The organism is Pseudomonas sp. NY15372 (genome assembly GCF_048068215.1).
Lineage (GTDB): Bacteria > Pseudomonadota > Gammaproteobacteria > Pseudomonadales > Pseudomonadaceae > Aquipseudomonas > Aquipseudomonas guariconensis_A.
Window position 1 is genome coordinate 146,019 of record NZ_JBLUPY010000003.1, and the last position, 12,578, is coordinate 158,596.

General features: G+C 63.7%; 12 protein-coding genes and 1 tRNA gene. 7 read left to right on the plus strand and 6 right to left on the minus strand.

The annotated features are described in order from the left end of the window. Nucleotides 1-51 precede the first annotated feature (51 nt). Nucleotides 52-900: a choline ABC transporter permease subunit gene (choW, locus tag ACNFG0_RS03865; RefSeq protein ID WP_196144015.1), complete on the plus strand. Its 849-nt coding sequence runs from the start codon at nt 52-54 to the stop codon at nt 898-900. Next, the gene (gene choV / locus ACNFG0_RS03870; RefSeq protein ID WP_196143933.1) at nt 897-2,075 is read left to right on the plus strand and encodes a choline ABC transporter ATP-binding protein; all 1,179 of its coding nucleotides are present in this window, start codon (nt 897-899) and stop codon (nt 2,073-2,075) included. Before choW ends, choV begins: the two co-directional genes overlap by 4 nt. A gap of 138 nt (nt 2,076-2,213) precedes the next feature. Here the strand turns inward: choV and hisF are convergent, their stop codons facing one another. The 5 genes from hisF to hisB are packed head-to-tail and all read right to left on the minus strand — an operon-like array spanning nt 2,214 to nt 5,252. Then, nucleotides 2,214-2,984, minus strand: a complete 771-nt coding sequence (hisF, locus tag ACNFG0_RS03875) for an imidazole glycerol phosphate synthase subunit HisF (RefSeq protein ID WP_084856393.1) — start codon at nt 2,982-2,984, stop codon at nt 2,214-2,216. A gap of 10 nt (nt 2,985-2,994) precedes the next feature. After that, complete coding sequence (gene hisA / locus ACNFG0_RS03880) at nt 2,995-3,732, minus strand: 1-(5-phosphoribosyl)-5-[(5-phosphoribosylamino)methylideneamino]imidazole-4-carboxamide isomerase (RefSeq protein ID WP_084856396.1); 738 nt, start codon at nt 3,730-3,732, stop codon at nt 2,995-2,997. Between the two features lie 27 nt (nt 3,733-3,759). Then, nucleotides 3,760-4,020 (minus strand): DUF2164 domain-containing protein, encoded by a 261-nt coding sequence (locus tag ACNFG0_RS03885; protein ID WP_196143932.1) that lies wholly within the window; start codon nt 4,018-4,020, stop codon nt 3,760-3,762. Beyond that, nucleotides 4,021-4,659, minus strand: a complete 639-nt coding sequence (gene hisH, locus ACNFG0_RS03890) for an imidazole glycerol phosphate synthase subunit HisH (protein WP_196154480.1) — start codon at nt 4,657-4,659, stop codon at nt 4,021-4,023. Further along, a complete protein-coding gene (gene hisB / locus ACNFG0_RS03895; protein WP_084856616.1) occupies nt 4,659-5,252 on the minus strand; it encodes an imidazoleglycerol-phosphate dehydratase HisB in 594 nt (197 codons plus the stop codon). Before hisB ends, hisH begins: the two co-directional genes overlap by 1 nt. Nucleotides 5,253-5,956: 704 nt before the next feature. On the opposite strand from hisB, the gene ACNFG0_RS03900 reads away from it, so the two are divergent. The 5 genes from ACNFG0_RS03900 (at nt 5,957) to ACNFG0_RS03920 (ending at nt 10,512) form a co-directional block, all read left to right on the plus strand. Further along, nucleotides 5,957-8,206 carry an AsmA family protein gene (locus tag ACNFG0_RS03900; RefSeq protein ID WP_196165782.1) on the plus strand — a complete coding sequence of 750 codons (2,250 nt, stop codon included), beginning with the start codon at nt 5,957-5,959 and terminating at the stop codon, nt 8,204-8,206. Next, nucleotides 8,203-9,270 (plus strand): A/G-specific adenine glycosylase, encoded by a 1,068-nt coding sequence (mutY, locus tag ACNFG0_RS03905; protein ID WP_196143929.1) that lies wholly within the window; start codon nt 8,203-8,205, stop codon nt 9,268-9,270. Before ACNFG0_RS03900 ends, mutY begins: the two co-directional genes overlap by 4 nt. After that, nucleotides 9,267-9,539, plus strand: coding sequence for an oxidative damage protection protein (locus tag ACNFG0_RS03910; RefSeq protein WP_196143928.1), 273 nt, complete (start codon nt 9,267-9,269; stop codon nt 9,537-9,539). The genes mutY and ACNFG0_RS03910 overlap by 4 nt, the downstream gene beginning before the upstream one ends. 91 nt (nt 9,540-9,630) lie before the next feature. Further along, nucleotides 9,631-9,706 (plus strand) — tRNA-Phe (locus ACNFG0_RS03915). Nucleotides 9,707-10,068: 362 nt separating this feature from the next. Further along, nucleotides 10,069-10,512: a hypothetical protein gene (locus ACNFG0_RS03920; RefSeq protein WP_196143927.1), complete on the plus strand. Its 444-nt coding sequence runs from the start codon at nt 10,069-10,071 to the stop codon at nt 10,510-10,512. A 175-nt stretch (nt 10,513-10,687) separates the two neighbouring features. On the opposite strand, the gene gabP is transcribed toward ACNFG0_RS03920, so the two are convergent. Further along, the gene (gene gabP, locus ACNFG0_RS03925) at nt 10,688-12,088 is read right to left on the minus strand and encodes a GABA permease (RefSeq protein ID WP_196143926.1); all 1,401 of its coding nucleotides are present in this window, start codon (nt 12,086-12,088) and stop codon (nt 10,688-10,690) included. Nucleotides 12,089-12,578: the final 490 nt, after the last annotated feature.

Sequence of the window (12,578 nt, forward strand, 5' to 3'; positions counted from 1 at the left end):
CGGGCTCGCCTGCCCCGGACTGATTTCAATCTTTGCAGGTGGAAGCTCGCTATCATGCTTATCGATCAGAAAATACCGCTGGGGCAGTACATCGCCTCCTTCGTCGAATGGCTGACCCAGAACGGCGCCAACTATTTCGATGCCATCGCCCAGGGCCTCGAATTCATGATCAGCGGAGTTACCAGCTCCCTGACCTGGTTCAACCCCTACGTCCTCATCGCCCTGTTCGCCGCCCTGGCGCACTTCATCCAGCGCAAATGGGCGCTGACCGTTTTCGTCGCCCTGTCCTTTTTGCTCATCTTTAACTTGGGCTACTGGCAGGAAACCATGGAAACCCTGGCGCAGGTGACCTTCGCCACGGTGGTCTGCGTGGCCATCGGCGTGCCGCTGGGCATCGTCGCTGCGCACAAGCCGATGTTCTATACCGCCATGCGCCCGGTCCTGGACTTGATGCAGACGGTCCCAACCTTCGTCTACCTGATCCCGACCCTGACCCTGTTCGGCCTGGGCGTGGTCCCGGGGCTGATCTCCACGGTGGTGTTCGCCATCGCCGCGCCCATCCGCCTCACCTACTTGGGTATCTGCGACGTGCCGCAGGAGCTGCTCGATGCCGGCAAGGCCTTCGGCTGCTCGCGCCGCCAGCTGCTGACCCGCATCGAACTGCCGCACGCGATGCCGAGCATCGCCGCCGGCGTCACCCAATGCATCATGCTGTCGCTGTCGATGGTCGTGATCGCCGCCCTGGTGGGCGCCGACGGCCTGGGCAAACCGGTGGTCAACGCACTGAACACCGCCGATATCGCCCTCGGCTTCGAGGCGGGCCTGGCGATCGTGCTGTTGGCGATCATGCTGGACCGTATCTGCAAGCAACCGGAGCTGCCGGCACGAGGTGAGCAATGAGCATCATTCGTTTCGAAGACGTTGACGTCATCTTCTCCAACAAGCCTCGCGAAGCGCTGTCGCTGCTCGACCAAGGCCAGACCCGCGAGCAGATCCTCAAGAAGACCGGCCTGGTGGTGGGCGTCGAAAAAGCCAACCTGGATATCAATAAAGGCGAGATCTGCGTGCTCATGGGGCTGTCCGGCTCGGGCAAGTCCAGCCTGCTGCGCTGCATCAACGGCCTGAACACCGTCAGCCGCGGCAAGCTGTTCGTCGAGCATGAAGGCAAGCACATCGACATCGCCCACTGCACCCCGGCAGAACTGAAGATGATGCGCACCAAGCGCATCGCCATGGTGTTCCAGAAATTCGCCCTGATGCCGTGGCTGACGGTGCGCGAGAACATCAGCTTCGGCCTGGAAATGCAGGGCCGCCCCGAGAAGGAGCGGCGCAAGTTGGTGGACGAGAAGCTCGAGCTGGTGGGCCTGACCCAGTGGCGCAACAAGAAGCCCGACGAGCTCTCCGGTGGCATGCAGCAGCGCGTGGGCCTGGCCCGTGCGCTGGCGATGGACGCCGACATCCTGCTGATGGACGAACCCTTCTCGGCCCTCGACCCGCTGATCCGCCAGGGCCTGCAGGACGAACTGCTGGAGCTGCAGCGCAAGCTGCACAAGACCATCGTGTTCGTCAGCCACGACCTGGACGAAGCCCTCAAGCTGGGTAGCCGCATCGCCATCATGAAAGATGGCCGGATCATCCAGTACAGCAAGCCCGAGGAAATCGTCCTCAACCCGGCTGACGAGTATGTGCGCACCTTCGTCGCCCACACCAACCCGCTCAACGTCCTGTGCGGCCGCAGCCTGATGCGCAGCCTGGACAACTGCAAACGGGTCAATGGCTCGGTATGCCTGGACCCGAGCGGCGACTCTTGGCTGGACCTGGGCGAAGGTGGCTCGATCAAGCGCGCCCGCCAGGGCCAGAACGGCCTGGACCTGCAGAACTGGGCGCCGGGGCAGGATGTGGAGACCCTGGGACGCAGGCCGACCCTGGTCAACGCCGACATCGGCATGCGCGATGCCTTGCAGATTCGCTACCACACCGGCAACAAGCTGGTGTTGCAGGAGAACGATAAGGTGGTGGGGATTCTGGGCGACAGCGAGCTGTATCACGCGTTGCTGGGCAAGAACCACGGGTGATGAGTTATTGGGGCCGCTTTGCGGCCCTTTCGCGGCACAAGGCCGCTCCTACAGGGGGACGCGTTCACAAACTACGCATTCACCTGTAGGAGCGGCCTTGTGCCGCGAAAGGGTTGCACCGCAGCCCCATGACTTTTTTCAGCGCACGACGATCCCACGCGAAGCCATGTAGGCCTTCGCCTCTGGCACCGTGTACTCACCGAAGTGGAAAATGCTGGCCGCCAGCACCGCACTGGCATGCCCTTCCAGGATCCCGTCGGCCAGGTGTTGCAGGTTGCCCACGCCGCCGGACGCGATCACAGGGATCCCCAGCGCATCGCTGATGGCCCGGGTGACACCCAGGTCGAAACCGCTCTTCATGCCGTCCTGGTCCATGCTGGTCAGCAGGATCTCGCCGGCACCCAGGCCTTCCATCTTCTTCGCCCACTCCACCGCGTCCAGCCCAGTCGGCTTGCGCCCGCCATGGGTGAAGATCTCCCAGCGCGGCGTTTCGCCAGGGCCCGAGACCTTCTTGGCGTCGATGGCGACGACGATGCACTGCGAACCGAAACGGTCGGCGGCCTCACCCACGAATTCCGGGTTGAACACCGCGGCGGTATTGATCGACACCTTGTCGGCACCGGCGTTGAGCAGGTTGCGGATGTCCTGCACGGTACGCACGCCCCCACCAACGGTCAGCGGGATGAACACCTGGCTGGCCATGCGCTCGACGGTGTGCAGGGTGGTGTCACGGCCGTCGACGCTGGCGGTGATGTCGAGGAAAGTGATCTCGTCGGCCCCCTGCTCATCGTAGCGGCGGGCGATCTCCACCGGGTCGCCGGCATCGCGGATATTCTCGAACTTGACGCCCTTGACCACCCGGCCGTTGTCCACGTCCAGGCAAGGGATGATGCGCTTGGCCAGTGCCATTTATCGTTCCTCAGCCTTGGTAGTTGTCGCAGAAGGCCTGGGCCTCGGCGACATCCAGGGTGCCTTCATAGATGGCGCGGCCGGTGATGGCGCCGATGATGCCGGGAGCCTTGGCGTCCAGCAGGGCCTTGATATCGCCCAGGTTGTGGATGCCGCCCGAGGCGATCACCGGGATCGAGGTGGCTTCGGCCAGGGCCTTGGTGAAGGGCACGTTGCAGCCCTGCATCATGCCGTCCTTGGCGATGTCGGTGTAGACGATCGCCGAGACGCCGTCGGCCTCGAAGCGCTTGGCCAGGTCGATGACCTGCACCGAGCTGACCTCGGCCCAGCCGTCGGTGGCGACGAAGCCGTCCTTGGCATCCAGGCCGACGATGACCTTGCCGGGGAAGGCCTTGCACGCCTCGGCCACGAACTCAGGCTGCTTGACCGCCTTGGTGCCGATGATCACGTAGCTCACGCCAGCCTTGACGTAGTGCTCGATGGTTTCCAGCGAACGGATGCCACCACCGATCTGGATCGGCAGGTTCGGGTAGCGCTTGGCGATGGCGGTGACCACTTCACCGTTGACCGGCTGGCCTTCGAAGGCGCCGTTCAGGTCGACCAGGTGCAGGCGACGGCAGCCACCTTCGACCCACTTGGCAGCCATGCTCACCGGGTCGTCGGAAAATACCGTGGAGTCGTCCATGCGGCCTTGGCGCAGGCGTACGCAGGCACCGTCCTTGAGATCGATAGCGGGGATAATCAGCATCTTGGGAACCTGTCTAATCAGTGGAATTCAGGGCTTCTCGAATGCCCACAGGTCGCTCTCGATGCTCTCGAACCGCTCCTTGAGGTGCAGCTGAACATCGGCAATCGCCCTGTTGTAGTAATGAGGTGCAATTTCCTTGCTGAACAGCTCGAGGACCTCGGCCACCTCGAACGACCCCAGCGCCAGCTCGAAGCGGTCTTCGAGAAAGCGCTTGAGCGTGTCGAGTGCCTCGCGCTCCTGTTCCGGGGCCAGGGTGATGACCGGGGCCTTGGTCCGCGACCTGCTCATTTACCAGCGCCCGTCCCAGGCGACGAAGTTCTGCAGCAGCTGCAGGCCATGGGTATGGCTCTTCTCTGGGTGGAACTGCACGGCAAAGCGCGAGCCGTCGGCCAGCGCGGCGGCGAAATCGACGCCATAGTGGCCGCGACCGACCACCTGGCTCGCCTTGCCGGCTTCGATGAAGTAGCTGTGCACGAAATAGAAGCGCGCGCGGTCGGGGATGTCATGCCACAGCGGGTGGTCATTGACCTGGCTGACTTCATTCCAGCCCATGTGCGGCACCTTCAGGTGCTCGCCATCCTCTTGCAGGCCCTTGCCGAAGAAACGCACCTGGCCGGGGAACAGGCCGATGCAATCGACGCCGTCGTTTTCCTCACTGCGGTCGAGCAGCGCTTGCATGCCCACGCAGATGCCGAGGAACGGGCGGTCCTGGCTGACCTCACGCACCAGGCTGTCGAAGCCCAGGCGGCGGATTTCGGCCATGCAGTCGCGAATCGCGCCAACACCGGGGAACACCACGCGATCGGCCTCGCGGATCACGTTAGCGTCGCTGGTGACCAGCACCTTCCCGGCCCCTACGTGCTCGAGGGCCTTGGCCACCGAGTGCAGGTTGCCCATGCCATAGTCGATTACCGCAACCGTCTGCATTACAGGCATCCCTTGGTGGAAGGCATCTGCCCGGCCATGCGCTCGTCCAGCTCGACGGCCATGCGCAGGGCGCGGCCGAAGGCCTTGAAGACGGTTTCGATCTGGTGGTGGGTGTTGTGGCCACGCAGGTTGTCGATGTGCAGGGTCACCAGGGCGTGGTTGACGAAGCCCTGGAAGAATTCCTGGAACAGGTCGACATCGAAGCCCCCCACGCTGGCGCGGGTGTAGGGCACATGCATCTGCAAGCCCGGGCGGCCGGAGAAGTCGATCACCACTCGCGACAGGGCTTCGTCCAGCGGCACGTAGGAATGGCCGTAGCGGCGGATGCCTTTCTTGTCACCGATGGCCTGGGCGAATGCCTGGCCCAGGGTGATGCCGACGTCTTCGACGGTATGGTGGTCGTCGATATGCAGGTCACCCTTGCACTCGATGTCCAGATCGATCAGCCCATGCCGGGCGATCTGGTCGAGCATGTGTTCAAGGAAAGGCACACCGATATCGAATCGGGCCTTGCCACTGCCATCGAGGTTGATCGAGGCTTTTACCTGGGTTTCCAGGGTATTGCGCTCGACGGAAGCCTTACGTTCGACCATCACCAGCTCCGCAAAATCATTGGGCGAAAAGGCTGCCATTATAGGCCTAGAACGCGCCCGCTTGGAACGCGGATGACATATGGCAATGTCGCATATCTGTAATTTTTCTGTTTGCTTCGCGAGGCGACCGGCCAACGCCGGACTTGTGGGAGCCAACTGTCTTGAGTGGCTTGCCCCGGTCCTATCGCTGGCAAGCCAGCTCCCACAGGTACGGCGGCGTCTCTGAAAACAGCGCAGGCCCGCTCCCACAGAGGGTCAGCACTGGCCGTTTGTTCTTTGCTCGTCAGCGCAGCCCAAAGGGCTGGGTGACCTCCCGCAACAAGCGTACACAGGGCCTGTGGGAGCGGGCTTGCCCCGCGATTGGGCCGGGCCCGCTATCACCGCCGCCAAGCAAGGGCTTCGCCCTTGATCGCGGGACAAGCCCGCTCCCACAGGGTGTGGTTGGCGAAGTACCGGTGGGAGCCGGCTTGCCGGCGATTGGCCAGAACGGGCAACAGCATCATGAATCCTGAGCGAGCAGGGCTGGTTGAGTGCATGGTGGGGTGTGGTTGGCGCTGCACCAGTGGGAGCCGGCTTGCCCACAACCATAGAATCTCCCACAGCATCAGCACCCGACCGCCGCTCCCACAAACTACGCAGACGTCATACCCACAGCGCTATACTCTCCCGCTTGAATTTCAAAAACGGACTACAAGGACTCGCCCATGAAAGCGTTCGGCAAAATCCTGGGACTGGGGCTTCTCGGGTTGCTGCTGATCATCGTGGCACTGGGCTTCGCCCTGACCCACCTCTTCGATCCCAACGACTATAAAGACGAGATTCGCCAACTGGCCCGCGACAAGGCCCATGTCGAGCTGACCTTGAATGGCGATATTGGCTGGAGCCTGTTCCCCTGGTTGGGCCTGGAGCTGCACGAAGCCAGCATCGCCACCCTGACCAAGCCAAAGGAGCCCTTCGCCGACCTGCAGATGCTCGGCCTGTCGGTCCGTGTGCTGCCGCTGCTGCGCCGCGAAGTGCAGATGAGCGATGTACGCGTCGAAGGCCTGAACCTGACCCTGGCCCGTGACGAGCACGGCCACGGCAACTGGGAAGACATCGGCAAACCGCTGCCCGCGCCAGACGCCAGCACCACCCCGGCCAACAAGGACCAGGCACCCGCTGCCACCGATACCGAGGCCTCGGCAAACAAGGAAGATACCCGCGAGCGCATGGTCAAGCTGGACATCGACAGCCTGACCGTCAACAACGCCCAGGTGCAGTACACCGACGCCAAGACCGGCCAGACCTTCAGCGCCGAGAGCATCCAACTGAGCACCGGTGCCGTCCACGAAGGTTCGAACATTCCGCTCAAGGCCAGCGCCTTCCTCAGTGTCGGCCAACCAAGCCTCAAGGCACGCACGGAGCTGACCGGCGAACTGCGCTTCGATCGCAAGCTCAAGCGCTACAACTTCGAAGATATGCGCCTGACCGGCGAGACTTCCGGCGAACCGCTGGCCGGCAAGACCATGACCTTCGCCGCCCAAGGCCAACTGCTGGTCGACCTCGCGGCCAACGTGGCGTCGTGGAACGGCCTGAAGCTGTCCGCCAACCAACTGCGCGCCCTGGGCGAGCTGAACCTGCGCGACCTGGACAAGACGCCACAATTGAGCGGCGGCCTGTCCATCGCCCAGTTCGACTTGCGCACCTTCCTCGACAGCATCGGCCACCCGTTGCCGGCCACCGCCGACCCAGCCGCGTTCGCCAAGCTCGAACTGGTCACCCGCCTGCAGGCCAACCCCACCAGCCTGGCCCTGGAAGACCTGGCGGTGAAGCTGGACGACAGTACCTTCAGCGGCCGCGTGGCCATCGAAGACTTCGCCAAACAAGCCCTGCGCGTCCGTCTGAAGGGCGACAAGTTCGACGCCGACCGCTACCTGCTGGCCAAGAGCGAGCAGGCCAAGGGCGCCACCGCCGCACGCCAGGCCGAGGTCAAACAGCAGGAAACCACTGCCGTGGCCGGCCCGAGCACCACACCGCTGCCCAAGGCCCCGACCCAGGTGGCGTGGAGCAACGACAAGCTGCTTCCGGTGGACCGCCTGCGCCAGGTCGACCTGCAGGCCGACCTGGCGTTCGGCGCCCTGACCCTGGACAAGCTGCCGATCACCGACGCCCAGCTCAAGGCTAACGGCCAGGGCGGCCTGCTGACCCTCGAGACCCTGCGCGGCGGCCTGTACGACGGCACCTTCGAGGCCAAGGGCACCGTCGACGTGCGCCCTGCCGTGCCGCAGGTTGGCGTGAACACCAAGATCAATCGCGTGCCGGTGGAGCACTTCATTAAACGCGACAGCCCTGATCAGGCGCCGCCACTCAAGGGCCTGCTGACCCTGGCCAGCGACCTGACCGCCACCGGCAACAGTCAGAAGGCGCTGGTCGACACCCTCAACGGCAACGCCAACTTCACCATCACCGATGGCGTGCTGGTCAATGCCAACCTCGAGCAGCAGCTGTGCCACGCCATCGCGACGCTCAACCGCAAGACCCTGAGCGGCGAACCCCGCGGCAAGGACACCCCCTTCCAGGAGCTGCGCGGCAGCCTGGTGGTGCGCAACGGCGTTGCCAGCAACCCCGACCTCAAGGCACGCATTCCGGGCCTGACCGTCAATGGTCACGGTGATGTGGACCTGCGCGTGCTGGGCATGGACTACAACGTCGGCGTGATCGTCGAAGGCGACCAGCGCGCCATGCCGGACCCGGCCTGCCAGGTCAACGAACGCTACGTCGGCGTCGAAATCCCGCTGCGCTGCCGCGGCCCGCTGGAGCTGGGCGCCAAGGCCTGCCGCCTGGACCAGGACGGCCTGGGCAAGGTGGCCGCCAAGCTGGCCGGCAACCGCCTGCAGGAGAAGCTCGACGAAAAGCTCGGTGACAAGGTGAGCCCGGAAGTGAAGGACGTGCTCAAGGGGCTGTTCAAGCGATGAGCCCCGAGCAGTTCTCCAGTGCCGTATTGCAGTGGTACGACCAGCACGGCCGCCATGACCTGCCCTGGCAACAGGGCATCACCCCCTACCGGGTGTGGGTGTCGGAAATCATGCTGCAGCAAACCCAGGTGAGCACCGTGCTCAACTATTTCGACCGCTTCATGCAGGCCCTGCCTACCGTGCAGGCCTTGGCCGAAGCGCCGGAAGACGAAGTGCTGCACCTGTGGACGGGCCTGGGCTACTACACCCGGGCGCGCAACCTGCAGAAGGCTGCCCGGATGGTGGTCGAGCGCCATGGCGGTGAGTTCCCGCGCAGCGTCGAGCAGCTCACCGAACTGCCCGGCATCGGTCGCTCCACCGCCGGGGCCATCGCCAGCATCAGCATGGGCATCCGCGCGCCGATCCTGGACGGCAACGTCAAGCGTGTGCTGGCCCGCTACACCGCCCAGGCCGGCTACCCCGGCGAGCCCAAGGTGGCCAACATGCTCTGGGCCACCGCGGAGCGCTTCACGCCGCAACACCGGGCCAACCACTACACCCAGGCGATGATGGACCTGGGCGCGACGCTCTGCACCCGCAGCAAGCCCAGCTGCCTGATCTGCCCGCTGCAGCGCGGTTGCCAGGCTAACCTGCTCGGCCAGCAAACCCATTACCCCGAGCCCAAGCCGCGCAAGACGCTGCCCCAGCGCCGCACCTTGATGCCGCTGCTGGCCAACCAGGAAGGCGCCATCCTGCTCTACCGCCGCCCTTCCAGCGGTTTGTGGGGTGGGCTGTGGAGCCTACCGGAGCTGGAGAGCCTCGAGCAGATCGACGACCTGGCCTACCAGCACGGCCTGCGCACCACCGCCAGCCAGGCCCTGGACGGCCTGACCCACACCTTCAGCCATTTCCAGCTGGCCATCGAGCCCTGGCTGGTGCGCGTCGACCCGCTCGGCCCGCCCGTGGCCGAGCCCGACTGGCTCTGGTATAACCTGGCCACCCCGCCGCGCCTGGGCCTCGCCGCCCCGGTCAAGAAGCTGCTCAAACGCGCGGCCGACGAATTGATTGCAGGAGACGCCCGATGACCCGCACCGTGAAGTGCCGCAAGTACAACGAAGAACTCCCCGGCCTGCCCCGCCCACCCTACCCGGGCGCCAAGGGCCAGGACATCTTCGACAATATCTCGCAGAAGGCCTGGGACGAGTGGCAGAAGCACCAGACCATGCTGATCAACGAGAAGCGCCTGAACATGATGAACGCCGAGGACCGCAAGTTCCTCCAGGCGGAAATGGACAAGTTCTTTGCCGGCGAAGACTACGCCCAGGCCGAAGGCTATGTTCCACCCAGCGAATGACCCCGAAAAACGTAAGCGACGGAATTAATTTAAAAAATTTTCAAAAAAGTCGTTGACGGAAGGCCTGAAAACCTTTTTAATTCGCCCCGTCGCCCAGATAGCTCAGTCGGTAGAGCAGAGGATTGAAAATCCTCGTGTCGGCGGTTCGACTCCGTCTCTGGGCACCACCTTCAGCTTCTGGTGGTTGCAAAGTTACCCGAAGCGACAACAAGAAACCCGCCTAGTGCGGGTTTTTTGTTGTCTTGGATTTTGGGTCAGGGCTGGCAACTGACTGTCATCTCGTCCCCAGCCTACCCTCCCGACTGGGGAAAGATCAGCTCGGCATGCAACCTCACCCCCAAGGGCTAATGCCAGTCACTCAAGCCTTATCGGCTGCCCTCGAGTCTCCCCCTTCAAGCTGGGCGCTGTACGTGTAGGGGCGGGCTTGCCCCGCGATGGGCCGCACAGCGGCCCCGTCCTGCAACGCTTGGGTTTCTCCGACAACTGCGCTTCAATACGCGCATTTTCCAGACACCCCAAGGATTCGCCCATGGCCTCCAATACCAAGCAACAGAAACGCGCCAAGCGCGCCGCCACCAAGGCCAAGCAGAACCGCATGGTGCGCAGCGGCCAGGCGGTCAAGGCCAGTGCCGGCGACAGCGCCAGCGTCGAGCAGGTGTTCAAGAAAGCCATGGACTCGGGCAGCTACACCAGCCTGTTCGAGAAGATGAAGGAAGCCCAGGAGAACGGCCTGGTGCCGATGATCTCGGTGTTCCTGGTCGACCCGCTGCTGGCTCTGGTGCTCAAGGGGCACAAGGAAGAACACGCCACCGACTACATCGTCATGGTGTTCACCGCCTACCGTCAGTGGCTCGACGGCACCGACGAGGATGCAACCATGGCCTGGCTGGAGAGCGACGAGTTCCAGGAAGCCTATGTAGCGGCCTCGGAAGTGGTGGCCAAGCAGCAGCAACAGCAGAAACAGTTCGGCTGAGGTTCCTTCATTTCCATTGCCGGGCCTGGCCCTATCGCCGGCAAGCCGGCTCCCACCGGGGCTCTGCTTGCACCATTCCTGTGGGAGCCGGCTCGCCGGCGATAGGGGCCACCAATACGAACAAAAAAGGCCGCACCCTTCACCGGGCGCGGCCTTTTCATTTCAGCCAGCCGGGTCAGTTATCCAGCACAGCCCGACCTTCAGCCTGGCCCTGAGCCTTGCGCTTGCGCTGCACCAACAGGCCGGCGGCTACCACACCAATGCTCAGCAGCGCAGTGGCGATGATTTCGGCACGGTGATCTTCACGCAGCGCCATCACCGCCAGCACGGCGACGATGAAGGCGATGGTCGCCCAGGTCAGCCCCGGGAACAGCCACATCTTGAAGGCGATCTTCTCACCACGCGCCTCACGCTGGCTGCGCATGCGCAGCTGCGACACGGCAATCACCAGGTACACCAGCAGAGCGATGGCGCCGGAGCTGGCCAGCAGGAACTCGAACACCGCCGCCGGCGCCACGTAGTTGGCGAACACGCAGAGGAACGCCGCCGCGGTGGACAGCAATACCGCCCAGTGCGGGGTGCCCGCCTTGGTGGTGCGCTGGGCCACAGCCGGGGCATCGCCACGCTTGCTCAGGGAGAACAGCATGCGCGAGGAGGTGTACAGCGCCGAGTTCAGGCAGCTGGTCACGGCGATCAGCACGACGATGTCGACGATCAGCTTGGCGTTCGGCACGCCGATGCGGCTCAGCACGGTCTGGTAGGAACCGGTTTCGGCCAGGGCTGGGTCGTTCCACGGCACCAGGGCCACCACCAGGAAGATCGACACCAGGTAGAACAGGCAGATACGCCAGATCACCGAATTGGTGGCGCGACTGATCTGCTTGCCCGGGTCCTTCGACTCGGCTGCGGCGATGGTGACGATTTCGGTACCCATGAACGAGAACATGGTGGTCAGCATGGCTGCCAGCACCGCGCCCAGGCCGTTGGGCATGAAGCCCTGGGTGTCGAACAGGTGGCTGGCACCGCTGACCTGGCTGCCCGGCACCAGGCCGAACATGGCCACGCAGCCGACCACGATGAAGCCGATGATCGCCAGCACCTTGAGCAGGGCGAACCAGAATTCGAACTCACCGTAGTTCTTCACGCTGCACAGGTTGGTCAAGGTCAGCGCCAAGGTGATGATGAGGGAGAAGGCCCAGAGGTCCACAGCGGGGAACCAGGCATGCAGGATGGCTGCGGCAGCGTTGGCCTCCAGCGGGATCACCAGCACCCAGAACCACCAGTACAGCCAGCCGATGGTGAAGCCTGCCCAGCGACCGATGGAGCGGTCGGCGTAGGTAGAGAAAGAACCGGTGTCCGGCGAGGCGATGGCCATCTCGCCGAGCATGCGCATCACCAGCACCACCAGGGTGCCGGCAGCCGCATAGGCCAACAGCACGGCCGGGCCGGCTGCGGCGATGGCGTGGCCGGAGCCGACGAACAGGCCGGCGCCGATTACGCCAGCGATGGACAGCATGGTCACATGCCGTTGCTTGAGCCCCTGAGCGAGGTCATTGGAATTGTGCTTACCGCTCATAAAACTACCTTTGTAAGGAGTGGACCACCCGAACTGCATGAACGAGGCGCGCCTGGGGTTGATTTAGGCGTCGCTGCAGTCGGCCCTTTCCCAATGGCAATAACCGCGCCATTCGGTGATCACGTTCGTCCGAATGCTGTAGGGCTCCCGAAAAACAGGGCCCAGCAGGCCTTTCGGCCATGGCTTGACCAAAAGGGCGTCAAATACCGGAATCAGGAACGGATTACTGAAATACTCACTTACAAACGCCCCAAAGGTGCCCCTCGGTAACACCTGCGCACAAAAAAGCGGCAAGCAAAGCGCAACCCGAGGGCGCAACCCACGCTACGCATAACGGCCAAGGAAGTGCCACCCGGCCAAAAACGGCTTCCCAGGCACGTCCAAAGCTGGCACCATCGCGCCTTTTTTCATCAAGGCTCCGGTGCTGGGCGAGCGCGTTGCGGACATCCTCGCGACAGTCCACTGCGCCAATGCGACAAAGTGACCCGCC